Source organism: Novosphingobium sp., from assembly GCF_036820275.1.
Classification (GTDB): domain Bacteria; phylum Pseudomonadota; class Alphaproteobacteria; order Sphingomonadales; family Sphingomonadaceae; genus Novosphingobium.
Map to the genome: position 1 here is coordinate 1 of NZ_DAISLT010000063.1, position 23,000 is coordinate 23,000.

The 23,000-nt window shown below is 66.8% G+C and carries 22 protein-coding genes; 19 read left to right on the forward strand and 3 right to left on the reverse strand.

All coding sequences use genetic code 11. The features are described from left to right. Window positions 1–128: 128 nt before the first annotated feature. The 10 genes from V7066_RS27285 (at window position 129) to V7066_RS27330 (ending at window position 9,685) form a co-directional block, all read left to right on the forward strand. Entirely contained in the window at window positions 129–527 is a 399-nt protein-coding gene (locus tag V7066_RS27285; protein WP_334186069.1) for a Zn-ribbon domain-containing OB-fold protein, read from the forward strand. After that, a complete protein-coding gene (locus V7066_RS27290) occupies window positions 524–1,684 on the forward strand; it encodes a thiolase family protein (protein ID WP_334186070.1) in 1,161 nt (386 codons plus the stop codon). The genes V7066_RS27285 and V7066_RS27290 overlap by 4 nt, the downstream gene beginning before the upstream one ends. 5 nt (window positions 1,685–1,689) lie before the next feature. Then, window positions 1,690–2,898: an acyl-CoA dehydrogenase family protein gene (locus V7066_RS27295; protein WP_334186071.1), complete on the forward strand. Its 1,209-nt coding sequence runs from the start codon at window positions 1,690–1,692 to the stop codon at window positions 2,896–2,898. A 46-nt stretch (window positions 2,899–2,944) separates the two neighbouring features. Beyond that, entirely contained in the window at window positions 2,945–3,934 is a 990-nt protein-coding gene (locus tag V7066_RS27300) for a thiamine pyrophosphate-dependent dehydrogenase E1 component subunit alpha (protein ID WP_334186090.1), read from the forward strand. Between the two features lie 16 nt (window positions 3,935–3,950). Continuing rightward, window positions 3,951–4,964, forward strand: a complete 1,014-nt coding sequence (locus V7066_RS27305) for an alpha-ketoacid dehydrogenase subunit beta (protein WP_334186072.1) — start codon at window positions 3,951–3,953, stop codon at window positions 4,962–4,964. Window positions 4,965–4,977: 13 nt separating this feature from the next. Beyond that, complete coding sequence (locus tag V7066_RS27310; RefSeq protein ID WP_334186073.1) at window positions 4,978–6,414, forward strand: 2-oxo acid dehydrogenase subunit E2; 1,437 nt, start codon at window positions 4,978–4,980, stop codon at window positions 6,412–6,414. Window positions 6,415–6,427: 13 nt separating this feature from the next. Next, window positions 6,428–6,973, forward strand: a complete 546-nt coding sequence (locus V7066_RS27315) for a VOC family protein (protein WP_334186074.1) — start codon at window positions 6,428–6,430, stop codon at window positions 6,971–6,973. After that, a complete protein-coding gene (locus V7066_RS27320) occupies window positions 6,970–8,169 on the forward strand; it encodes an acyl-CoA dehydrogenase family protein (protein ID WP_334186075.1) in 1,200 nt (399 codons plus the stop codon). The genes V7066_RS27315 and V7066_RS27320 overlap by 4 nt, the downstream gene beginning before the upstream one ends. A 4-nt stretch (window positions 8,170–8,173) precedes the next feature. Next, entirely contained in the window at window positions 8,174–9,250 is a 1,077-nt protein-coding gene (locus V7066_RS27325; RefSeq protein ID WP_334186076.1) for a phosphotransferase, read from the forward strand. A gap of 81 nt (window positions 9,251–9,331) precedes the next feature. Next, window positions 9,332–9,685, forward strand: coding sequence for a (2Fe-2S) ferredoxin domain-containing protein (locus tag V7066_RS27330; protein WP_334186077.1), 354 nt, complete (start codon window positions 9,332–9,334; stop codon window positions 9,683–9,685). Window positions 9,686–9,759: 74 nt separating this feature from the next. Here V7066_RS27330 and V7066_RS27335 read toward each other — a convergent pair whose 3' ends face one another. Then, window positions 9,760–11,142 (reverse strand): sensor histidine kinase, encoded by a 1,383-nt coding sequence (locus tag V7066_RS27335; protein WP_334186078.1) that lies wholly within the window; start codon window positions 11,140–11,142, stop codon window positions 9,760–9,762. After that, on the reverse strand, window positions 11,139–11,807 hold the full coding sequence (locus V7066_RS27340) for a response regulator transcription factor (RefSeq protein WP_334186079.1): 669 nt from the start codon (window positions 11,805–11,807) through the stop codon (window positions 11,139–11,141). Before V7066_RS27340 ends, V7066_RS27335 begins: the two co-directional genes overlap by 4 nt. 236 nt (window positions 11,808–12,043) lie before the next feature. Here V7066_RS27340 and V7066_RS27345 point away from each other — a divergent pair, with 236 nt between their 5' ends. From V7066_RS27345 to V7066_RS27380, 8 genes are all read left to right on the forward strand, one after another. Then, window positions 12,044–12,892 (forward strand): hypothetical protein, encoded by an 849-nt coding sequence (locus V7066_RS27345; RefSeq protein ID WP_334186080.1) that lies wholly within the window; start codon window positions 12,044–12,046, stop codon window positions 12,890–12,892. 44 nt (window positions 12,893–12,936) lie between these two features. Next, window positions 12,937–13,659 (forward strand): nucleoside triphosphate hydrolase, encoded by a 723-nt coding sequence (locus tag V7066_RS27350; protein ID WP_334186081.1) that lies wholly within the window; start codon window positions 12,937–12,939, stop codon window positions 13,657–13,659. Beyond that, window positions 13,659–15,011, forward strand: coding sequence for a lipopolysaccharide biosynthesis protein (locus tag V7066_RS27355; protein ID WP_334186082.1), 1,353 nt, complete (start codon window positions 13,659–13,661; stop codon window positions 15,009–15,011). Before V7066_RS27350 ends, V7066_RS27355 begins: the two co-directional genes overlap by 1 nt. Continuing rightward, window positions 15,008–15,823, forward strand: coding sequence for a hypothetical protein (locus V7066_RS27360; RefSeq protein WP_334186083.1), 816 nt, complete (start codon window positions 15,008–15,010; stop codon window positions 15,821–15,823). The genes V7066_RS27355 and V7066_RS27360 overlap by 4 nt, the downstream gene beginning before the upstream one ends. Window positions 15,824–15,868: 45 nt before the next feature. Next, on the forward strand, window positions 15,869–17,278 hold the full coding sequence (cls, locus tag V7066_RS27365) for a cardiolipin synthase (protein ID WP_334186084.1): 1,410 nt from the start codon (window positions 15,869–15,871) through the stop codon (window positions 17,276–17,278). 220 nt (window positions 17,279–17,498) lie between these two features. Then, window positions 17,499–17,921 carry a hypothetical protein gene (locus V7066_RS27370; RefSeq protein WP_334186085.1) on the forward strand — a complete coding sequence of 141 codons (423 nt, stop codon included), beginning with the start codon at window positions 17,499–17,501 and terminating at the stop codon, window positions 17,919–17,921. Window positions 17,922–18,041: 120 nt separating this feature from the next. After that, on the forward strand, window positions 18,042–19,196 hold the full coding sequence (locus tag V7066_RS27375; protein WP_334186086.1) for a hypothetical protein: 1,155 nt from the start codon (window positions 18,042–18,044) through the stop codon (window positions 19,194–19,196). Then, a complete protein-coding gene (locus tag V7066_RS27380; RefSeq protein WP_334186087.1) occupies window positions 19,189–20,205 on the forward strand; it encodes a nucleotidyltransferase family protein in 1,017 nt (338 codons plus the stop codon). Before V7066_RS27375 ends, V7066_RS27380 begins: the two co-directional genes overlap by 8 nt. Window positions 20,206–20,217: 12 nt before the next feature. Here V7066_RS27380 and V7066_RS27385 read toward each other — a convergent pair whose 3' ends face one another. Next, complete coding sequence (locus V7066_RS27385; protein ID WP_334186088.1) at window positions 20,218–20,919, reverse strand: glutamine amidotransferase; 702 nt, start codon at window positions 20,917–20,919, stop codon at window positions 20,218–20,220. Between the two features lie 221 nt (window positions 20,920–21,140). Between V7066_RS27385 and V7066_RS27390 the strand changes: the two genes are divergently transcribed. Further along, entirely contained in the window at window positions 21,141–22,790 is a 1,650-nt protein-coding gene (locus V7066_RS27390) for a Na+/H+ antiporter (protein ID WP_334186089.1), read from the forward strand. Window positions 22,791–23,000: the final 210 nt, after the last annotated feature.

A 23,000-nucleotide genomic window follows, 5' to 3' on the forward strand; every position in this document is an offset into this window, starting at 1 on the left:
CCCGCCGCCATGGGTCGCACGAACTGGCACATTGGCTACCCTAGCGTTTTGATGAGTCACAAAGGCGGGGCGGGCGCGCTTAAACCATTCACATCAACGGACTCGAAAGCCGAGAGATGGGGAGAACGATGCGCGCCATTGCCGAAGGCCTGTTCACCGACGAGACGCCGCCCCGGTTGCTGGGCGGTCGCGAACGGGCAACGGGGCGCGTGGTGTTTCCCTGCCCTCCCGGCGACGCCTGCGAGCCGGTGCCGCTAGCGCGCGAGGGGCGGCTCTGGTCCTACACCGTGCAGCGCTATCGCCCCAAGACGCCGCCTTATGCAGGGCCGGAAGCCTTTGCGCCGTGGATCGTCGCCTATGTGGAACTGCCCGGCGAAGCGATCGTGGAGGCGAGGCTGGTGGACGTGGCGTTCGACGCGGTGAAGATCGGCATGCCCGTGCGCCTCGTGCAGGTGCCGCTCGATCCCGAGGCGGCCGAGCCGCTGGCCATTCCGGCCTTTGCCCCGATGGAAGGAGCACGCGCATGAGCGACGTCTGCATCGTCGGCATCGGCATCCATCCCTTCGGGCGCTCCGACGGTCTGTCCGGCCTCGATCAGGGTGTTTTCGCCGTCCGGCAGGCGCTGGCCGATGCCGGGGTGGACTGGCCGCAGGTCCAGTTCGCCTATGGCAGTTCCGACGCGGCTGGAAACCCGGACACGATGGTGGACCGGCTGGGGCTGACCGGCGTGCAGTTCATCAACGTGCGTAACGGCTGTGCGGCGGGCGGATCGGCGCTGTTTTCCGCGCAGATGGCAATCAAGTCGGGCGAGTTCGACCTTGGCCTGGCGGTCGGGTTCGACAAGCATCCGCGCGGCGCCTTCAATGCGCTGCCCAGCGAGTACAACCTGCCCGACTGGTATGGGGAGGCGGGTTACATGGTCACCACCCAGTTCTTCGCGGCGAAGATCATGCGCTACATGCACATGTTCGGCATCTCCACCGAGACGCTGGCGCGCGTTTCCGAAAAGGCGTTTCGCAACGGCGCCCATGCGCCGCATGCCTGGCGCCGCCAGCCGGTGCCGATCGAGGAGATCCTCGCGGCGCCACTCGTCTCCGACCCCTACACCAAATACATGTTCTGCTCGCCCGCCGAGGGCGGCGTGGCGCTCGTCCTTGCCAGCGAGAAGCGGGCGCGTGAACTCGGCAAGCCGCTGATCCGCCTCAAGGCCGCGACCATGCGTACCCGCCCGCCGCACAGTTTCGAGGTCTTCGCGCCCAGCGTGGACGTGGTGGCGGATGATAGCGTGCCGCGCGGCACCGCCTCCCGCATCGCGTCCGCCGACGCCTTCCGCCTCGCCGGGATCGGACCGGGCGACATCGATGTGGCCCAGCTTCAGGATACCGAAGCAGGCGCGGAGATCATGCACATGGCCGAGAACGGCTTCTGCGCCGACGGCGATCAGGAACACTGGCTGGCCGAAGGGCGGACCGAGATCGGCGGCGCGCTGCCGGTCAATACCGATGGCGGTTGTCTCGCCTGCGGAGAGCCGATCGGCGCTTCCGGGCTGCGGCAGGTCTACGAAAACGTCGTGCAACTGCGCGGGGACGGTGGCGGCCGTCAGGTGCCTCATCAGCCGAAGACCGCGTACAGCCACGTCTATGGCGCGCCGGGCGTATCCGCAGTGACGATTCTGGAACGATAGAGCGCATGGATATTGAACTCTCCCCTGCCGATGCCGCCTTCCGCGAAGATGTGCGCGCCTTCCTGCGCGAGAACCTGCCCGATGCGGTGAAAGCTGGTGCTGCGGCCACGCCTTCGGTCTTCGTGGAGCCGGATATCGGGCAGGCGTGGAACGCGGTGCTCGATGCCAAGGGGTGGCTGGGTTATCAGTGGCCAGTGGAGCATGGCGGCACCGGCTGGACACCGCTCCAGCGCTACCTCTTCGAAAAGGAATGCGCCGCAGCCGGTGCGCCGAACCTCACCGTGCTGGGCCTCAAGCTACTGGCCCCGGTGCTCTGGACGTTCGGCAGCGGGGCGCAGAAGGCCCGCTACCTGCCGCGCATCCTCTCGGGCGAGGATTACTGGTGCCAGGGCTTTTCCGAGCCGGGCGCCGGGTCGGACCTCGCTAGCCTGAAGACGCGAGCGGCGCGAGACGGTGACCATTACGTGGTCAACGGATCGAAGATCTGGACCACCCATGCCCACCACGCCAACGGCATGTTCACGCTGGTGCGCACCGATCAGGAGGTGAAGAAGCAGGCGGGCATCTCGTTCCTGCTGATCGATCTGGCCAGCCCCGGGGTTTCGGTGCGCCCCATTCTGACCACGGCTGGCGATCACGAGGTGAACCAGGTCTTCCTCGAAGATGTGCGGGTACCGGTCGAGAACCTCGTCGGTGCGGAGGGCGAGGGCTGGACCATCGCCAAGTTCCTGCTCGAAAACGAGCGGGGCGGATCGTGCCATGCGCCCAAGCTCGGCTACGACCTCGCTCAGATCGAGGCCGCCGCCAAAGCGGAAAGCGACGGGCGCGGCGGGGTTCTGGCCGACAGCATCGACTGGCGCCGCCGCATGGCCAAGGCAAGGCTCGGCGTGGAAGCGCTGGAGATGATCGAGCTGAAGATCATCTCGGAGATCGCCAAGGGCCGCAAGCCGGGGCCGCAGACCTCGCTCACCAAGTTGCTGGCGTCCAACTTGCGGCAGGAGATCGATCTGCTGGCGGTGGACCTGTTCGGGATCGCCGGGCTGCAGTTGGAAACCTCACGCCCGCTCTATGGCGACAATGCGCCTGAGCCGGTTCATTCGCGCGCCGCGCAAGTCGCCGCCGCGCGCTATCTCAACAGCCGGGCCTGGACGATTTTCGGCGGGACAAACGAGGTGCAGAGCACCATCATCGCCAAGTCCGTCCTGGGCCTTTGAAAGGAACCGTAAAACGATGCGGACGACAATGGGAGAGGAAGCCGGCATGCAACTGAACCGCGAGGCGCTGACCCGCGCCTATCGGCAGATGAAGCTGATCCGCGAATTCGAGGAACGCCTTCACGAGGAAATCCAGACCGGCGAGATCGCGGGCTTCACGCATCTCTATTGCGGTCAGGAGGCCGTGGCGGTGGGCGTGTGCGAGCACCTTTCGGAGCGGGACAAGATCGTCTCCACTCATCGCGGCCATGGCCACTGTCTGGCCAAGGGCTGCGACGTGACCGGCATGATGAAGGAGATCTGGGGCAGTCAGGAAGGTCTCTGCAACGGCAAGGGCGGATCCATGCACATTGCCGATATCGACAAGGGGATGCTGGGCGCCAACGGCATCGTCGGCGCGGGCGCGCCGATCGCGGTGGGCGCGGCGCTTTCGAACAAGATCGACGGACCGGACGAGAACGGCAAGCTGGCCGTCTCCATAGCCTTCTCGGGCGACGGTGCCTGCAACCAGGGCACTACGTTCGAGGCGATGAACCTGGCCGTCGTCACCAAGGCGCCGGCGATCTTTGTCTTCGAGAACAATCACTATTCCGAACATACCGGCGATGCCTATGCCGTGGGCACCGCGCAGGACATCGCCAGCCGCGCCGAAGCTTTCGGCATGAAAGTCTGGCGCGCGGACGGAACGGACTTCTTTTCTGTGTTCGACACCTTCGGCGAAGTGCTGGAATTCGTGCGGACGCCCGGCAATGGCCCGGCGGCGGTGGAGTTCGATACCGAACGCTTCTTCGGCCATTTCGAAGGCGATCCGCAGCGCTATCGCGGTGAAGGAGAGCTGGACCGTATCCGCGCCACCCGCGACTGCCTGCGCAAGTTCCGCGAGAAGGTGACCGGCGCGAAACTGCTGACCGACGGGGATATCGACGCGGTGGACGCGGATGCGCTTCAGGCCATCGAGGACGCCGTCACGGCGTCGCGCGCGGCGGCGCGACCGACGGCCGAAAACGTCCTCGAAAACGTCTACATCAGCTACTGACGGCGGAGCGAAGCACATGACGAAGATGATGTATCGCGACGCCATTCGCGGCACGATATTCCAGGAAATGCAGCGCGATCCGCGCGTGGTCGTGCTGGGCGAGGATGTTGTGGGCGGCATGGGCACCGCAGGCGGGCCGGAAGCGATCGGCGGGATCTGGTCCACCTCCACCGGGTTCTACGATGCCTTCGGGCCGGACCGGGTGATCGACACCCCGATCAGCGAAAGCGCGATCATGGGCGCGGCGGGCGGTCTCGCTTTGGCTGGCAAGCGGCCGGTGGCGGAGATCATGTTTGCGGACTTCATCGGCGTCTGCATGGACCAGCTGTGGAACCAGATCGCCAAGTTCCGCTACATGTTCGGTGGCAAGTCGGTCTGCCCGGCGGTGATCCGCATGCCCTGCGGCGCGGGCTATAACGCTGCCGCGCAGCACAGCCAGATGATCAGCCAGTTCGTGACTTCCATGCCCGGTCTCAAGGTCGTCATGCCTGCGACCCCGGCCGATGCTTGCGGCCTGCTGCGGCAGGCGATCCGCGACGACGATCCGGTGGTCTTCCTGGAGCACAAGTTCCTCTATGCGATGACCGGCGAAGTGCCCGACGATCCGGATTTCGTCATCCCCTTTGGCCATGCGCGGCTGGCGCGGGCGGGGGAGGACGTCACCGTCGTCGCCTCCGGCATGATGGTGGGCTATGCCGAGACGGCGGCCGACGATCTGGCGCAGGACGGCGTCGGCTGCGACGTGATCGACTTGCGCACCACGTCCCCGCTCGACGAGGAAGCGATCCTTGATTCCGTGGAGGCGACCGGGCGGCTGGTGATCGTGGACGAGGCGCCGCCGCGGTGCAGCCTGGCCACCGACATCGCCGCGCTGGTGGCGAGCAAGGCCTTCGCCAGCCTGAAGGCCCCGATCGAGATGGTCACCGCGCCGCACACGCCGGTGCCTTTCGCCCGCGAGCTGGAAGGCGCCTATCTGCCGAGCCCCGCGAAAGTGGCCGCCGCCGTCCGCAAGACGCTGGCATACCGGTGAGGGGGGCGCTGTCATGAGCAGAATCCGCGCTTTCACGATGCCCAAGTGGGGCATCGAGATGACGGAAGGGACCATCGCGGAATGGATGGTCAAGGAAGGCGATGCGTTCACGCGCGGCCAGACGCTGTGCCTGATCGAGACCGCCAAGATCACCAACGAGGTGGAGGCCGAATACGACGCGACCTTGCGTCGCATCCTGGTCTCCGGGGGCAGCGAGGCGGAGCCGGTGGGCGCGCTGCTGGCCGTGTTCGACGAGGGCGAGCATTCGGATGACGAGATAGAGGCGTTCATCGCCGCTTTCACGCCTGCCGAGGGCGGCGTGGCGCAAGGCGCCTCGAAAGCCAAGGCCGCCGTTCCCGAGCCGGTGGGCGCTGCTGTCGGTGCGCCGGAACGGGTGCGTGTGCCGATCGAGACCAACCGCCCGATCAGCCCGGGGGCGCTGCGTCTGGCCGAGGAGGAAGGCGTCGATATCGCGGATATCGAAGGCTCCGGCCGTCAGGGCAGGATCACCCATCAGGACGTGGTCAAGGCCATGCGCGGCCCGGCCCGACCGGCACTGAAAGGGACATTGGCGCTCCCCGAGGATGACCGGAAGGTCTTCGCCTCTCCGCTGGCCCGCCGGATTGCGGGTCAGCACGGGATCTCGCTGGTCGGCGTCGTCGGAACCGGGCCGCGCGGCCGCATTTCCAAGGCGGACGTTCTGGCACTGGTGCCTGCTCCGGCAAGCTCCGGCTCGCTGACCGCGCCTGCCTTCGTCGCGGGCGAGAACCGGCCGGAGGTCGTTCCCTTCGACCGCATTCGCAAGGTCGTTGCCCAGCGGTTGACGCAGGCCAAGCAGGACATCCCGCACTTCTACTTGCGCCTGTCGGCCCGGGCCGATGCCCTGCTGGACTTGCGCAAGAGCGCCAATCTGGTGCTCGGCTGCAAGGCCTCGGTGAACGACTGGGTGGTCAAGGCCTGCGCCACGGCGCTGGTCCGCCATCCGGAGGTCAACGTGCAGGTCCACGGGACCGATATCTACCGCTTCCCCCATGCCGACGTCTCGATTGCGGTGGCGGGACCCAAGGGCCTTGTCACCCCGGTCGTGCGGCAGGCCGACCTTATGCGGATCGACCAGTTGGCGGCCGAGACCCGTCGCCTGATCGACAAGGCGCAAGGTCGCGGTCTGGGCATGGAGGACATGGAGGGGGGCACCTTCTCCGTTTCCAACCTGGGCATGTTCGGGATCGAGAACTTCGATGCGATCATCAACCCGCCGCAGGGTGCGATCCTGGCCGTGGGCGCGGCCCAGCGCCAGCCGGTGGAGACGGCGGGCGGCGGCGTCGCGTTCGAGACGCGGATCGCCTTGACCCTCTCGGTAGATCACCGCGCCATCGACGGGGCTGCCGGCGCGCAGTTCCTCCAGACGCTGAAGACATTGATCGAGGAGCCGCAGGGCCTCTTCGCTTGAACAAGGAAAAGCCATGACAAGTCCGGCCAAACCGGGATCGCTCAAAGCGTTGGGGGACGTGATCCAGCTTGCCTACTTCCCCACCGATTTCGACGCAGCGCTCACTTACTGGATCGAGACCGTGGGCGTCGGCCCGTTCTTCGTGCTGAATGACGTGCGGCTGGGCGAGATGAAGTACAAGGGCCAGCCCACCGACGCGACGTTCTCCATGGCGATCGGCTATTGGGGCGATATCCAGATCGAGCTGATCCGCACGGAGAGCACGGCGCCCTCGCTCTACACCGGCGAATACGCGGTGCGCGATCGGCTGCACCATGTCTGCGTCTTCGTGGAGGACATTGCCGAGGCACGGCGCGCCTGCGCCGAGGCGGGCGCCGAAGTGATCGTGGAGGGCAAAGTCGGAGACGATGGCGAAGTGATCTACGTCGATCCCGGCAAGGGCCCCGGCTTCGTGATCGAATATCTCCAGCCGATTGCCGGATCGGAAGGTCTGTTCGAGATGATGAAGGCTGCCGCGCGCGATTGGGACGGCAGCGATCCGGTGCGGGTGCTGCAATGAGCGCGCTCTCCGCCCAGGCAGTGGCCTTGGCCGACCGCGTGGAGGCCTTCGTGCGCGAAGTCGTCGTGCCTTACGAACAGGACCCGCGCCGCGATCATCACGGCGCGCCGACCGACGAACTGGTCATGGAACTGCGCGAAAAGGCGCGCGCGGCGGGCGTGCTCACCCCGCATATCCGCGCGGACGGCAGCCACCTGACCCAGCGCGAGACGGCCGAAGTGCTGGTTCGCTCGGGTCTCTCGCCGCTCGGCCCGCTCGCCTGCAACACCATGGCGCCCGATGAGGGCAACATGTATCTGATCGGCCATGTCGGCTCGCCCGAGTTGAAAGCGCGGTTCCTGCAACCGCTGGTGGAGGGGAAGGGTCGATCCGCCTTCTTCATGACCGAACCGGCCGACTGGGGCGGCGCCGGGTCCGACCCCTCGATGATGAAGACCACCTGCCGCCGCGACGGCGACCACTGGGTGATCGACGGCCGCAAGACCTTCATCACCGGTGCCAAGGGCGCGATGGTCGGCATCGTCATGGCCGTTTCGGTGGATGAGGGGAGCAAGGGCGGGGCCTGCATGTTCCTGGTGGACCTGCCCGATCCCGCCATCGTGATCGACGAGGTGCCGAACACCATCGACACCTCGATGCCGGGCAGTCATGCAACCCTGACGATCCGCGCGCTTCGCGTGCCTGCCGACCAGATGCTCGGCAAGCCGGGCGAGGGGTTCAAGTATGCGCAAGTCCGCCTCAGCCCCGCGCGGCTTTCGCACTGCATGCGCTGGCTGGGCGCCTGTATCCGCGCGCACGAGATCGCCGTGGACTATGCCTGCCGCCGCGAGGCTTTCGGCAAGACGCTGATCGACCACGAAGGCGTCGGCTTCATGCTCGCCGAAAACCGCATCCTGATCCGGCAGTGCCGCTTGATGATCGACTGGTGCGCGGACGTGCTCGACACCGGATCGCTGGGCACGGTCGAAAGCTCGATGGCGAAAGTCTCGGTCAGCGAGGCCTTGATGAAGATCGCCGACAACTGCGTGCAGGTCATGGGCGGCACCGGGGTTACGGACCGCACGATCGTGGAGCAGGTGTTCCGCGAAATCCGTGCCTTCCGCATCTATGACGGGCCGACCGAAGTGCACAAATGGTCGCTCGCGAAGAAGATCAAGCGCGAATGGAAGCAGGCGCAAGCAGAGGAGGCCGCGTAAGGCCATGTCCGTCGATCTCGCCGCCGACAATGCGGGGACCGTGCCCGTTCGCGAAGGCTATCGCTTCGACGAGGCGGCGCTGGCGCGCTGGATGGCGGAGCATGTCGAAGGCTTTGCCGGGCCGCTCATGGTGGAGCAGTTCAAAGGCGGGCAATCCAACCCGACCTACCGCCTTTCCACGCCCGCGCGCAGCTATGTGCTGCGCCGCAAACCGCCCGGAGACCTGCTCCCCGGCGCCCACGCGGTGGACCGGGAGGCGCGGGTGCAGACGGCGCTGGGCGCGGCGGGCTTTCCTGTCGCGCGCATCCATGGCCTGTGCACCGACGATTCCGTGATCGGCACGTGGTTCTACGTGATGGACATGGTCGAGGGGCGGATCTTCTGGGATGCGACCTTCCCGCAAGTCTCGCACGACGATCGGCCTGCCTACTTCGATGCGATGAACGCGACGATGGCGGCGCTGCACGCCATCGATCCGGAAGCGGCGGGGCTGGGCGATTACGGCAAGCCGGGCAACTACTTCGCGCGCCAGATCGGCCGCTGGACCAGGCAGTATCAGGCCGACGAACTCGCGGGCCGCAATGCCGACATGGACGCTCTGGTGGAGGCGCTGCCCGCGCTGATCCCGCCGGGGGACGAGACTTCGGTGATCCACGGCGACTGCCGCTGCGACAACATGATCTTCCACCCCACCGAGCCGCGCGTGCTGGCGGTGCTGGACTGGGAACTCTCGACATTGGGCCATCCGCTGGCCGACTTCGCCTACCACACGCTGATGTACCGGATGCCGCCGGAGATCGTGCCGGGGCTTGCCGGTGCCGATCTCGCGGCGCTGGGTATCCCGTCGGAGCAGGATTACGTGGCGGCCTATTGCGCGCGCACGGGGCGGGACGGCATTGCCGATTACGAATTCTACGTCGCCTTCAACTTGTTCCGGCTCGCCGCGATCTTCCACGGCATCAAGGGCCGGGTGCTGCGCGGCAATGCCGCCAATGCGCAGGCGGCCAGCCGCGCCGAGAGTTTTCCCGTGCTCGCCCGCATGGCACGGGAGAGCCTCGACAGGACCGATCGGCCCGGTTGATCGCTGAAAACGGAATTTCGCACTCGCGGTCCTTGCGGACTTTTCCCAGATAAGGGGGGTGACAAGCGAGGAATTCGAAAAATGTCCAGTAAGGACAAGCCTATCCGCGAGATTTCGGCCAAGTGGGACGATGTCCTGATGGTCTGCCGCAAGTGCGGAAAGAAAGTCGGCGGCGGTTTCGGCAAGGACGGCGAGCAGCGCCTGGAAAAGGCGCTGAAGTCGCAGTTCAAGGAGGATCGTGGCTCCGGGAACGGGCGTTACAAGGTGGTGGGGGTGTCTTGTCTCGGTATCTGCCCGAAGAATGCCGTCTGCCTCGTGCAGGGGAGCGCGCCGGGGATCGTCCATCTGGTGAAGCCGGATACGCCGATGGATGAGGTCGTCGAAGCGCTGGCTGCGCCGCCGCCGAGGCCCGGCAAAGTCCGGCGGGTGTCCTGACCGGCGGCTTTTAGAGCGGTTGGTTTGCCGCATTTTCCGAGTCATCAGGTGATTCCACCTGATTAGAAAATGCTCTAGTCCGCAACCGCGGGCAGGCTCAGCACGACCAGCAGGCCGGGGCCGTCCTGGCGGTCCTCCAGCCGGATCGTGCCGCCCGCCAAGGTCATGGCCTTGACCGCGATGGACAGGCCCAATCCGCTCCCGGCCCCGTTCGCGGTGCCCCGCTCGAAGCGGCGCAGCAGGCGGTCGCGGTCGGCCGCCGCCACGCCGCAGCCCCGGTCGCCCACGGTAATGGTCAGGCGGTCCGCACTGCGCACGACGGCGATATCGACCTGTCCGCCCTCCCGTGCATGGGTCGTGGCATTGCCGATCACCGCCGAAAGGGCGATCTGCAAGGAGGACGGGTCGCAGCGCCAGCGCACGATGTGTTCGGGCGTGACGGAGAATTCCATCGCATCGGGAGGCAGGCGGAGCAGCGTCTCCGCCACGACGTCCGCCACCAGCGCATGGACGTCGACCGAACGGGTCGACACCGAAGTCGCATTGAGGCGGGCGAGGGTGAGCATCCCGTCGATGAGGTATCCGGCGCGGTCGACCACGGCGAGCAGGCGCCCGGCTTCCTCCTGTTGCGGGGCGGGCGAGGTCTTGCGCAGCAGCTGCGCCTGCGCGCGGATCGCCGCCAGCGGGGTGCGCAATTCGTGCGCGACATCGTCGGTGAAGGCCTGTTCCAGCTCGTAGGCCTGGTCGAGCCGGACGAAGAGCTTGTTGAGCGCAACGATCAACGGGCCGAGATCGCGCGACCAGTCGCCGCGTGCCAGCGGCGTCAGGTCGGCCAGCGAGCGGGCGTTCAGCGTCGTCGCCAGTCGCTCGACTTCGGACAGGCTCTTGCGCAGGGTCCACCAGAGCACGACCATGCTGGCGGCGATCAGCAGGATCAGCGGCAGCGCCAGCTTGCGCAGGACCGGAACCATCGAGAATTCGCGCATGGCATCGCGTTCGGCGACGACGACGAGCAGCCGCGGGTCGCGACCGGGCAGGCCGTAGCTGCGCCAGCGATCGCCCACCGCCTTGAAGTCGTGGAGGCCCGGCTGGCGCGGCACCAGGCCGACGGGCGCCCCCCAGCCGGACTGGGCGACGGGCTTGCCGTCCCAGAACACCGCGAACATGCACCAGTCGTAGGAGGCGTGGAAAGCCTGGCGCTCCTGGCTGGAGAGCAAGGGGTCGTCTCCCTCGCCGATAGCCTGGCCCTCCCCTCGGGCCACGAGCACCCCGGCGGTCAGGTCGTCCTGCATCATCATGTAGAGCAGGCGCGAGGCATTCACGAGCTGGGCGTCGGACGCGCGACCGATCTCGCGGTTGGCAACGACATAGAGGATCGCGCCCATGCCGATTCCGGTCAGAGCCAGCAGAATCAGCACCCGGCGGTAAAGCCGGATCGAGAGCGAAGACCGCCTCACGTATCCGGCCCGCCGACCATGTAGCCGAGGCCGCGCGCGGTGCGGATGAAGTCCCGCCCGAACTTGCGGCGCAGTGCGGAGATGGCGACTTCCACGGTGTTCGATTCCACCCAGTGGTCCTGGTCGTAGAGTTCGCCTTCGAGGTCCGCCTTGGAGACGAAGCGCCGGGCGCGCCGCATCAGCAGGGCGAGCACGCGGAATTCCTTGGCGGTCAGCGCTACCGGATCGCCGCCCAGCGTGGCGACATGGCCGGAGACGTCCAGCGTCACCTCGCCCACGCTCATGCTGTCGGCCGGGCGGCCGTCCTTGCGGCGCAGTTGCGAGCGGATGCGCGCGGCCAGTTCCTCCAGGTCCACCGGCTTCACCACGTAGTCGTCCGCACCGGCATCGAGACCGGCGACGCGCTGGCGGGTGCGGTCGAAAGCGGTGACGATGATGACCGGCGTGGCATTGCCGTCTGCGCGAAGCTGGCGCAGCACCTCCAGCCCGCCCATGCGCGGCATGCCGAGGTCGAGCAGGATTACGTCGTAATCGTTCACGCTGGCCGCTTCGAGCACGTCGTCGCCCCGCGCGAAGAGATCGACGACATAACCGTCCAGTTCCAGCGCGCGCTTCATCGCGGATCCGAGGGCGGCATCGTCTTCCGCAACCAGCAGACGGGGCAAGACAGGCTCCCATGGAGAGTGGACGGCGCCGGAAAAGCACCTTGGAAGGCCCCTTCGCTATGCCAGCTTTCGAGGGGCGTCAAACGCCTGCGGCATCTTTTTCTCCCCATCAGCTTCGCATCAGCTTCGGGGACTAGGGCCTGTGGATCGACCTGAATTCAGGCGACTCGATTTGCAGGAACCCTCCGTTCCCTGCCGCGCGATGCGGCGGGCGGAGCCATCACGGCCAATAGAAAATGACGATACACCAGTCTCCGCGCGATCTCGCTTCCGGGATCGTTTCGCAACCTTCCGGCGCCTCCTTTTTCGCGCCGGACTCCCAGGGCCGGCTTCGCACCGGCGCACGCGCCGAACCTCGGGCCGAAACCCGGGCCGGAACCGGCATTGCGCTTGCCCCTTGCGTGGCGCTGATCGGCTGCGACGGCTCCGGCAAGTCCACGCTCGCCAGCGACCTCGTCTCGCTGCTCGACCGGCGCGTCCCGACCCGTTCGATGTACCTCGGCCTCGGCACCGGCGACCTCGGACGCCGGATCGGCGAAATCCCGCTGGTCGGACGGCTGGCGGAGCGGTTCCTTACCGGCAAGGCGAAGAAGGCGCATGACGGCAAGAGCACCGGCAAGGAAAAGCGCCTTCCCGGCCTGCCGACGGCCCTGGCGATGTTCGGTTTCTCGCTGGCCCGCAGGCGGCGCTTCCGCAAGGTGCTCGGCTTCCGCCGACAGGGTGTGCAGGTGATTACCGACCGCTATCCGCAGGCCGAAGTGCCCGGCAGTTTCGACGGCCCCGGCCTGTCGTGGCTGCGCAAGGGGTCGGCGCTCGTCGAGCGGCTGGCGACGCGTGAACGCGCGCTCTACGCCGAGATGGCGGCCTATCGCCCGACCCTGGTGATCCGCCTCAATGTCGATGTCGACACGGCGCTGGCGCGCAAGTCCGATCACCAGCGCGACATGCTGGAGAAGAAGCTGGCGGTCGTGCCGACCTTGCGCTTCGGCGGCGCGCAGATCGTCGACGTCGATGCCACCCGTCCCTATCGCGAAGTGCTCGAAAGCGTGCTTGCGGTGCTGCGCCGCCATGGTCTTGAGGCCTGAGCGGCCGTTCGATCGAATTCTCAGGCGAATTTTCAGGTTTTCAGATGTCCCCCAACGCGCTTCCCCCTCTCATCGCCGTCGTCGGTTGCGACGGTTCCGGCAAGTCGACCGTCACCGAGGCTCTGCGTCTCTGGATGAACGAGCGCCAGCCCACGCAGATCTGTCATCTCGGCAAGCAGTCCGGCAACATCGGCCGCCGCATTGCGCGGCTGCCGCTGCTGGGCGGCAAGCTCGACAAGTCGATCCATGCCAAGGCGCAGAAGGCCCAGACGGATAAGGGGCCGGGCCTTGGCGCGGCGCTGGTGATCTATCTGTTCTCGATGCGCCGCGTGCGCCGGTTCGCCCGCATGATGAAGCTGCGCAAGGCCGGTAACGCGATCATCGGTGACCGCTTCCCGCAGCTCGGAGTGCCGGGACCGATGGACGGCCTGGGACTTGCCGGGGCCAAGGGCGGCGGGCTGGTCGGCTGGCTGGCCCGCTCGGAGCGGCGCCGATATGCCGCCATGGTGGCAAACCGGCCCGATCTCGTGCTGCGGCTCAACGTTTCGCTGGAGGTCGCGCTGGCCCGCAAGCCGGATCACCGCGCCTCCTCGCTCGCCCGCAAGGTGGCCGACGTGCCGCGCCTGACGTTCGAAGGCGCGCCGATCGTCGAGATCGATGCCGAACTGCCGCTGGCCGAAGTGCTGGCGCAGGCCAAGGCCGCGATCGATTTGCGCCTGTCGCAGATCGAGACGGCGGGCAGCGCCATGAGCCGGAAGGCGGCGTGATGAAATCCGTTTCCATGAAGCACTGGTTTTCCGACGGGGTGTTCCGCACGATCGTGCGCAATGCTTCCTATCTCGGATCGAGCAAGCTGGTGGGTGCATTGCTGGGCCTTATCGCGCTGGCCTGCGCCGGGCGCGGTTTGACACCGGCGCTGTTCGGCACGCTCGTCATCATCCATAGCTATGCCAACGGCGTGGGGGCGCTGGTCAAGTTCCAGACCTGGCAGTTCATCGTCCGCTACGGCACGCCCGCTCTGGGGCGCGGCGATGTGGACGAGTTCCGCGACGTCACCGGCTTCGCTTTCGGCCTCGACCTTGCCAGCGGCCTCATCGGCCTCGCGGGCGGGCTCGTGCTGTTGCCGTTCCTGGCCGAATGGTTCGGTATTCCGGCCGAGGACGTGCGGCTTGCCATGCTCTATTGCACGCTGATCCCGACGATGACGGCGGCGACTCCCACCGGCATCCTGCGTGTGCTCGACCGCTTCGACCAGATCGCCGTGCAGCAGATGGTCACGCCGGCGCTGCGCGCGCTCGGCGGCGTGATCTCCTATTTCGGCGGGTTCGGCTTCGCCGGTTTCGTGATGACCTGGTATCTCGCGGACCTGCTCGGCGACTTGTGCCTCTGGTTCATGTCGGTGCAGGAACTGCGCCGCCGCGGCATCCGGGGGGCGCTGCGCCCCGGCCTGTTCGGCCCCGGACGGCGGCTTTCGGGCGCCTGGGACTTCGTCTGGACCACCAATTTCGCCCACTCGATCTGGGCGGCCTGGGGGCCGGTGAGCAACCTGATCGTCGGTGCCCTGCTCGGGCCGACGAGCGCGGGCCTGTTCAAGATCGCCGCGACCTTCTTCGATTCCGCCAGCAAGCCCGCCGATCTGATGTCGCGCAGCTTCTATCCCGAGATCATGCGTCTCGATCCCACGACCCGCCATCCCTGGCAGCTGGCGATCCGCAGCGCACTGATTTCCGGTGGCATCGGCTTTGTGATCCTGTTGGCGGTGATCCTCGGCGGCGAGCCGGTGATCGGCCTCGTCTTCGGCAAGCGCTATGTCGAGGCCTATGACCTGCTCCAGCTCATGACCGCTTCGCTGATCGTGACGATGGCCAGCTTCCCGCTCGAATCCCTGCTCTACATGGCAGGGCGCCAACGCTCGGCGCTGGTGGCCGAGGGCACGGCGGCAGCGGGCTATGCCGTGCTGCTCTTCGTGCTGATCCACTTCTTCGGCATTACCGGCGCGGGCCTGGCCTATGTCGCGGGGGTCTGCCTCAAGGCGCTCTTCATGTTCATGCCGACGCTCTGGGCTTACCGGGCGCGGGGCACCCTCTCACACATCATGGCTGAGGAGGTCCCCGCATGACTTATTCGCAGGAAACGCTCGGCGCCCTGTTCGAGGCGATCGAGATGGACGATGTGGTCGATCCGGTGGTCAGCCTGCCCGATCCGATCCCGGTGGACTGCACGCGCGAAGCCATGCAGCACTGCCTCGACCTCTGCCGCCAGTTCTGGCGGGACCGGGCGAGCCGGGCCGCCATGCGCGAGCTGGTCGGCACCCTGCTCCTGACCGGAGACCTGCCGCAGGACGCCCGCAGGCGCTACAAGCATATCCGCGCCGCCTACAAGCACTTGCGCTTTGCTCTCGTGCTCTATGGAACCAGCCACAAGGCGCCGCTGCTGTTCCGCTCGACCGTGGCGGTCATGGGACACTTGCAGGACGCTTTTCGCAACCGTCGGCGCGCGGCGGTGCTCGGCTATGCAGTGATGCTGCGCGTCCTGTTGTTCTGGCCGGTCTGGACCTTGGTGCAGCGTGAGGTCGAAGGCGTGAAGCTGGACGATGCGGCGGGCTTCCTCGCCTATCGCAAGGCGGAGTTCCGCCGCCTGCGGGGCTGGCTCTCGACAGGCTCGCTGACCGGCCACCGTTTCCATAGTATTCGCAAGGTCGTGAGCCGGCAGGTCTCGTTCTACGATACCCTGCGCACCCTCGAACCCGACGAGCAGGGCTATCGCATGTCGCGCTTCCTCAGCGCCATCAACGGGCTGATGGGCAGCATGCACGACGATCTGGTGGAACAGGCGGGCAAGGGCCACCGGGACTACCATCGCGACGACTTCCCGATGCCCGAGGACATCCTTTCGCGGCTGAAGGCCCTGACGGCGGCCTATCCCGCCTGAGATCGAAGGCTTGCCATCCTGCGCGGATTGCCCAACAATCCCCGCATGATGACGCTGCCTCCACTCGGCGAAGCCTTCTACATCGCCGAGTGGGCCATCCGCCTGACGATGCTGGCCGTGGTGCCCTTGCGGCGCACGCCCGCAGCGGCGGCAAGCTGGCTGCTGCTGATCTTCTTCCTGCCGGTGCCGGGGCTGCTGCTATTCGCCGCGATCGGCAGTCCGCGCTTTCCGGCATGGCGGGTCGAGCGGTTCGAGAGCCTGCGCGGCTTTTTCGGGGATGTCGCAGGCCGCATCGCGGGCGAGGCTCCGGCGGCACCGGAGAATGCGGGCGAAGTCGTCGAACTGGCCGGGCGCCTCGGTCATTTTCCCGCCGCATCGGGCAATGCCATCGAACTGATCGATGATTACGACACGGTGATCGCGCGCCTGATCGCCGACATCGACGCGGCGCAGGAGCATGTCCGCCTGCTGTCCTACATCTTTGCCGATGATGCCACGGCGCAGCGGGTGATCGCCGCGCTCGGCCGGGCGGTGGAGCGCGGGGTTCCCTGCCATGTGCTGGTCGATCCGGTCGGTTCCTACCGCTGGCTCAAGGGCACCTTGCAGGCGCTGCGCGGGCAGGGCGTGCGGGTGCGGCGAATGCTGCCGTTCCGCCTGATCCGGGGGCGCACCCGGCGCGATATGCGCAACCACCGCAAGCTGTTCCTGATCGACGGGCGGATCGGCTATGCCGGATCCCTCAACATCGTCGCCAAGGATTTCCGGCCCGGCGTGACCAATCGCGAACTGGTGGCGCGGGTTACGGGGCCGGTGGTCGCGGCGATGTCGGCGATCTTCGTCTCCGACTGGTTCCTGGAGACCGAGGAGATGCTCGAACCGGCCGTCGCCCTGCCGCCGCCCGGCGGAAACTCGACCCTGCAAGTGCTGCCCAGCGGCGCGAACTACCCGCTGGAAGGGTTCCTGACCCTGCTGACCTGGCAGGTCGCCCGCGCCGAGCGGGAAGTCGTGCTGGTCACGCCCTATTTCATTCCCGACGAGGGGCTGCTCGGCGCACTGATAACCGCCGTCCTGCGCGGGGTGGAAGTCCATGTCATCGTATCCGAAGTGGTCGACCAGCTTCTCGTGAACCTTGCCCAGGCGTCCTATTACGACGAACTGCTCGCGCATGGCGTGCGCATCCACCGCTATCGCGGCTATCTGCTCCACGCCAAGGCGGTGCGGATCGACGACAGCCTCGGCATCGTCGGCTCCAGCAATGTCGACGTGCGCTCCTTCCAGCTCAACGAGGAAGTCAGCCTGCTGCTGCTGGATCCTCCGGCGATCGACGAACTGGCGCGAATCCAGCAGGGCTATATCGCTGGAAGCGACGAACTGCTGCTGGCGGAATGGCGCGCCCGATCGCGGGCAAGGCGCCTTGTCGAGAACGGTGCACGCCTCGTCAGTCCCCTGCTCTAGGGTGTGTGGGGATTCAGTTCAGGCGGAGCCCGCATGGGCTGAAGCACCGCACACGCTAAACCGTAGGTAGCCTGTAAGCGGCGCATTGGGGGTAGGGCCGTGGTCCATTTGATCCCGGCCGTCGTGGCATCGGGATAGCCGTGCAAGAAACTGTCACATTCCCGGTTTCCGGCCAGTCTGCGTCATGTACCCTCGGCTGACTTGGCGAGGAGTCGAACTCATGAAGCTTCCAGAAGAACAGCTGGCCGAACTTGGCCACAACGACCGACGATCTTTCCTGGCTGCCTGCGGGAAGTATTCGCTTCTCGTTCCGCCCGCGATGACGATGCTCCTGTCCACGTCGCTCAGTTCGCCTGCGATTGCGAAGTCGGGCGGCGGCGGCGGTGGCGGAGGTGGGTCTTCCGGCGGTTCGGGCGGCGGCACCGGCTCGGGCGGTACGCCGGGCGGTGGTTCCGGCAGCGGCGGTTCCACCGGCGATGGTGGCAGCGTCAAGGATGGCGGCGGCGCCGTGTCGGGCCCCAAGGATACCGGCGTCCCGAGCGGCGGCGATAGCCATGCGGGCGCGGTAAGCCCGGAGGCCAGCCTTCCCAAGGGCGACGGCGGCGGAAAGCCGAGGGACGGCGACAGACGCGATCGGCGCTGACCGTCATTGGCTTTATCGACGTCGCGTGGGGGCTGAGGCGAACCGGGGGAGGGAGCCGCGATGCACGGCGGCTTTGTATCTGGAGAGGGAGCATGCGGAACGGATTTGCCGGATAGGGAAGTGCCCGAGGATTCTTCCACGGACCGAAGATCGGATGCGGATGCGCCGATCCTGCACCTCGCCTCCGGCGTCCTCCCGCTGGTCATCGATGACCGCCCGGTCCTTTTCGTCGAGGCCACCCAGCGCCTGAACGCGCTGAACGGCTCGGCCGGTATGCTCGTCGCGCTCCTCGCCGACGGCATCGGCCTTGCCGATCTGCGCCGGGAGCTGGGTGGCACTCTCGGCCTCTCGGCCGAGCAGGTCGATGCCCTGCTGGTGGACTGGAGCGCGCAGCGCGTCATTTCAGCCTCTGCCGATGCTTCCCTGTCCCCCGAACGGCGCAGCGTCGTTCTGCGCGCGGGCGAACGGGATATCGCGATCGCCTTTCCAGAGGGCAGGTGGGGCCGCGAACTCGCCGCGCCTTATGCCCATCTGCCGCAGCAGCAGGCTTTCGATGCCCGCGTGATCGCAGCGGAACTCGGCGGGGCCAACGACCTCGTCGGCATTTTCGACGACCGTGCCGGTACGTTGGCGGCGCGCGAGGGCGCGGCGCCCGCGCTGCGCGGCATGGTGGTCGATCTCGCGCTGGAGCAGGCAGACTACATCGCTCTCCATGCCGCCTCGCTGACCTTTCCGGACGCCGGGGGCGATGCGACGATCCTGCTGATCGGTGCGCCGGGCGCGGGAAAATCCACGCTGGCGACGCTGGCCGCGGTCTCGCCCGGCCCCCTTCGTCTCGCCGGAGACGATATCGTCCTGTTCGATCCCCGCACCGGCCTGGCCATGGGCCTGCCGCTGCCGCTGACGATCAAGCGCGGAAGTTGGGACCGTCTCGCCGAAGTCGTTCCCGGCTTCGCGGATATTGCCCCGATCCTTCGCGCCGACGGACAGTGGCTGCGCTATGCCCCGCTGCCCTCGCCTGCCGCGCCGGGCTGGCGGCGGATCGCCGCGATCGTCGACTTGCGCCGCGAGGACGGTGCAGGGGCGCAACTGGTCGCGCAATCCCCGGTCGATTGCCTCGGCCGCCTGCTGGAGGAAGGCTTCGTGCGCGGCGGGCGGTGCACGGCGGCCCAGATGCGCGCCCTGGCGCGCATGGTCGACGGCGCCCGCACCTGCACACTCCATTATGCTGAAGCCGGGCAGGCGCTGCCTGTCGTCGAGGCTCTTCTTGCCTAGCGGGGCCGGGGTACTCTCGGACTTGTGCCAGTGCCTGAAAGGCCATGTCCCGCCTGCGATCGACTGGGAAGCGGTGCTCGGCCTGGCCAATCGGACGCTCGTGACCCCGGCTCTGGCGGCCGCGCTGGCGTCCGAGGCGGAAATCCCATCGGAAGTCGCCGGTCTGCTTCAGGTCATTGCCGAGCGTACGGCCATCCGCAACCGCCTGATGCACGCTCAGCTTGCCGAGGCCGTTGCCGCCTGCAATGCTGCGGGGATCAAGCCGATCCTGCTCAAGGGCGCCGCTCTGCTTGCCCGGCGCGGACCGGACTGCGCCGATCGCCTGCTCACCGATCTCGACCTGATGGTTCGCGAAGAGGAGGGCGCGGAGGCGATCGCGGCGCTGGAGCGCATCGGCTACGGCCGTTTCTCCTCAACGCATGACGACGGACAGGGCGTCAATCTCGGCCGGGAACGCGATGCAGGCGGCCTCGACCTCCACTACCGCCTGAAACGGGTGGGCCGCGGGCGTGACGCGGCCTGGCTGGCGGCCTCTTGCCGTCCTTTCGCGATAGGCGAGGCGAGGGCGGCAATGCCCTCGCCGGCGGCGCTGGCCGCGCTCTTCGTGCTGCATGACCAGTTGCAGGAAGGCGACTACTGGCGCGGCCGGATCGACCTGCGCCACCTCGTCGATCTTGCGGCGATTGCCCGGGATGAAGGCGGGATCGACGGTGCGGCGCTGGCTGCGCTGTTCCCGCAAGCCCGCGCCCGGCGTGCGCTCGCGGTGCAGCTCGATACGCTGGCGGAATGGCTCGGGGTGCGGATCGCCGGCGATCGCCGCGGCTGGAGAGTGGCCTTCCAGGCGTGGCGCCGACGCGCGCAGTTGCGCCGTCCCGGCACGGAGACCGCCTTCACTCTCACCTCATGGCTGATCGATCCGCCTTTCGGCCTGTTCGAACACAGCGGTGCGGCAGCGCGTGGTCGGGAAGTCCGGCGCATGTTGCTGGAGAAGAAGGCCACCAAAGTCTGAAGGAGCAGCGCTTCAGCGCAGCCCGGTAAGCCACTCCGCAATCATCGCCTGTCCCGCCGCCACGGCGCCGGGTCCCAGACTGTCGTGGGCTGCGCGCAGGGATGCCTCGTCGCCCCCCGCTTCGACCACCGATTCCGGCCATTGCTCGATCCAGGCATCGAAGCGTGGATCGAGGCCCATTTCGGCATGGAACTGCAAGGCCAGGATATTGCTGCCGCGACGGAAGGCCTGGTGCGCGTAGAGGTGGCTCGACGCCAGAAGCTCGACATTCGCAGGCTGGGTGAAAGTGTCGCCGTGCCAGTGCAGCACCGGCACACCCGCAATGTGCCGCAGCGGCCCGTCGAGGGCGTGGTCATGGACCGAGACGCTGTGAAAACCCACTTCCTTGTGCGGTCCGGCATAGACTTCGGCGCCCATCGCCGCCGCAATCATCTGTGCGCCGAAGCACACGCCAAGCGTCGGTCGTTCCGCCTCCAGGCGCCGGGCGAGACGCCGCATCTGGCAGGCGATCCAAGGGTGCTTGTCCTGCTCGTAGATGCCCATGGGGCCGCCCATCATGATGAGCAGGTCCGGCTCGCAGAGGTCGAGCGAGGAAAAGGCGGGATCGGTCACGTCGATCCGGTCGACATCGTATCCGGCCGCTTCGATCGGCATGCGGTAGCCGGCGACGCCTTCATAAGGAACGTGCCGGATGATCAAGGCGGTCTTCGTCACTTCTCGCTTTCATCCGAACGGCACGGGTGCCGTGCCTTATGTGCATCTTCCATTGCTCCCCCGAACGGCGCAAGCCCCGACGCGGGCCTGATAGAAAATGTATCAAACGGTTGCCCGCGGCCGATCAGGTCAGGAAATACGGGTGCAGGATTTGCAATCTTTGCCCTCAGCCGCCATGGTCCCCGCGAAATTCGCCTGAGAATTATGGAAGGAGCCAAGGTTTGGAGTCAGTTTCGGTCGTACTTTTTCTTTTGCTGGCGGTCGTGGTGAGCGGAGCGGTATCGCGCATGCTCCCCTGGTCGGTGCCGACACCACTCGTGCAGATCCTGCTGGGCTGCGTGATCGGTCTCTCGACTTCTTATAGCGTATCGCTCGATCCCGAACTGTTCCTGCTGCTCTTCCTGCCGCCGCTGCTGTTTCTCGACGGATGGCGCATTCCCAAGGACGAATTGTTCAAGGACGTCTCCACCGTCGTCGAACTGGCCCTGGGGCTGGTGCTGACGACCGTGATCGGCATGGGCCTGTTCATCCACTGGATGATTCCGGCCATGCCGCTGGCCGTGGCTTTCGCGCTGGCCGCCGTCGTTTCGCCGACCGACCCGATCGCGGTTTCGGCCATCGCCGCCCGCGTGCCGATCCCCAAGCGCATGATGCATATCCTCGAAGGCGAATCCCTGCTCAACGACGCCTCGGGCCTCGTCTGCCTGCGCTTTGCCGTGGCGGCGGCGCTGACCGGCACGTTCTCCGCCGGGGGCGCCGCGCTCAACTTCCTCTGGGTGGCCGGAGCGGGTCTTGTCATCGGCGTCGCGGTGACGATCGTCGTCTCGCGCGCCAAGGCCTGGGTCACGCGCCGCTGGGGCGAGGATACCGGTTCGCAGATCCTCGTCAGCCTGCTGATCCCGTTCGGCTCCTACATGCTGGCCGAGCACTTCCATGCCTCGGGCATCCTCGCCGCGGTCAGCGCAGGCGTGACCATGACCTTCGCCGAAATCTCGCGCGAGGCGATGGCCGTCACCCGCATGCGTCGCAACTCGGTGTGGGACACGATCCAGTTCACGCTCAACGGCATCATCTTCGTGCTGCTGGGCGAGCAGCTTCCCGCAATCCTTGCCGGGGCGAAGCGGACCGTGGCCGTCACCGGCCATACCCAGCCCGGCTGGCTGGCGCTCTATGTCGTCGCCATCGTCATCGGCCTTGCTGCCCTGCGCTTCGCCTGGGTGTGGCTCTCGCTCAAGTTCACGATCCTGCGCAAGCGTCAGGCGAGCGGAGGCAATAACGTAGCGGCGGCGGTTGCCACGCCGAACTGGCGGCTCGTCGCGGCGATGTCGTTTGCCGGTGTGCGCGGCGCGATCACCCTAGCGGGTGTGCTCACCCTGCCGCTCGTGCTCAATGACGGGACGCCGTTCCCGGCGCGCGATCTGGCCATCTTCCTGGCTGCGGGCGTCATCATCGTCTCGCTGCTCCTCGCCAGCATTGCCTTGCCGGTGTTGCTCAAGAATCTCACGATGCCGGGTGAGCCTTCCAAGCAGGCCGAGGAAGACGCTGCCCGCGTCGCTACCGCAGAAGCGGCGATCAAGGCCATCGAACGCCACCAGCACCGTCTTGCCGAAAGTCATGGCGATGCCGATCGCTATGCGGCGGCGGGCGGTCGGGTAATGGACCTCTACCGCGAGAGGATCGAAGGTCTCAGCGAAGGCGAACGCGATGCCGCTCGCGAGCAGGAGCGCCTGTTCCGCGATTTCCGCCTCGTCGGTCTCAAGGCCGAGCGGGCGGCGCTTGGCGAACTCATCCGGAGCCGCAGTGCCGGCAGCGAGACCATCCGCAAGCTGACTCGCGAACTCGATCTTTCGGAAGCGCGATTCCGGGGGTGAAGCGGAACGATACGGCCCCGCCCGGAAAGCGGGGCCGTTCGGCCGAAGAAGGCCGAACCTACGGAAAACCGCCATTTTTCTGAAAATGTCGTTTTTTTGAAATTAGTGTTTGACCGAATCGTGAGCGGGTCCTAGAGGGCCTCTCACCGCAGCGAACCACCTGGTTTAGCAGCGGTCGCCAAGACATGACGGGCAACATGCTCCTCGAGA

Bases quoted from the DNA above. Each gene is read 5' to 3' on its own strand.
- V7066_RS27285 (WP_334186069.1), top strand. From the start codon at position 129: ATGCGCGCCATTGCCGAAGGCCTGTTCACCGACGAGACGCCGCCCCGG.
- V7066_RS27290 (WP_334186070.1), top strand. From the start codon at position 524: ATGAGCGACGTCTGCATCGTCGGCATCGGCATCCATCCCTTCGGGCGC.
- V7066_RS27295 (WP_334186071.1), top strand. From the start codon at position 1,690: ATGGATATTGAACTCTCCCCTGCCGATGCCGCCTTCCGCGAAGATGTG.
- V7066_RS27300 (WP_334186090.1), top strand. From the start codon at position 2,945: ATGCAACTGAACCGCGAGGCGCTGACCCGCGCCTATCGGCAGATGAAG.
- V7066_RS27305 (WP_334186072.1), top strand. From the start codon at position 3,951: ATGACGAAGATGATGTATCGCGACGCCATTCGCGGCACGATATTCCAG.
- V7066_RS27310 (WP_334186073.1), top strand. From the start codon at position 4,978: ATGAGCAGAATCCGCGCTTTCACGATGCCCAAGTGGGGCATCGAGATG.
- V7066_RS27315 (WP_334186074.1), top strand. From the start codon at position 6,428: ATGACAAGTCCGGCCAAACCGGGATCGCTCAAAGCGTTGGGGGACGTG.
- V7066_RS27320 (WP_334186075.1), top strand. From the start codon at position 6,970: ATGAGCGCGCTCTCCGCCCAGGCAGTGGCCTTGGCCGACCGCGTGGAG.
- V7066_RS27325 (WP_334186076.1), top strand. From the start codon at position 8,174: ATGTCCGTCGATCTCGCCGCCGACAATGCGGGGACCGTGCCCGTTCGC.
- V7066_RS27330 (WP_334186077.1), top strand. From the start codon at position 9,332: ATGTCCAGTAAGGACAAGCCTATCCGCGAGATTTCGGCCAAGTGGGAC.
- V7066_RS27345 (WP_334186080.1), top strand. From the start codon at position 12,044: ATGACGATACACCAGTCTCCGCGCGATCTCGCTTCCGGGATCGTTTCG.
- V7066_RS27350 (WP_334186081.1), top strand. From the start codon at position 12,937: ATGTCCCCCAACGCGCTTCCCCCTCTCATCGCCGTCGTCGGTTGCGAC.
- V7066_RS27355 (WP_334186082.1), top strand. From the start codon at position 13,659: ATGAAATCCGTTTCCATGAAGCACTGGTTTTCCGACGGGGTGTTCCGC.
- V7066_RS27360 (WP_334186083.1), top strand. From the start codon at position 15,008: ATGACTTATTCGCAGGAAACGCTCGGCGCCCTGTTCGAGGCGATCGAG.
- cls (WP_334186084.1), top strand. From the start codon at position 15,869: ATGATGACGCTGCCTCCACTCGGCGAAGCCTTCTACATCGCCGAGTGG.
- V7066_RS27370 (WP_334186085.1), top strand. From the start codon at position 17,499: ATGAAGCTTCCAGAAGAACAGCTGGCCGAACTTGGCCACAACGACCGA.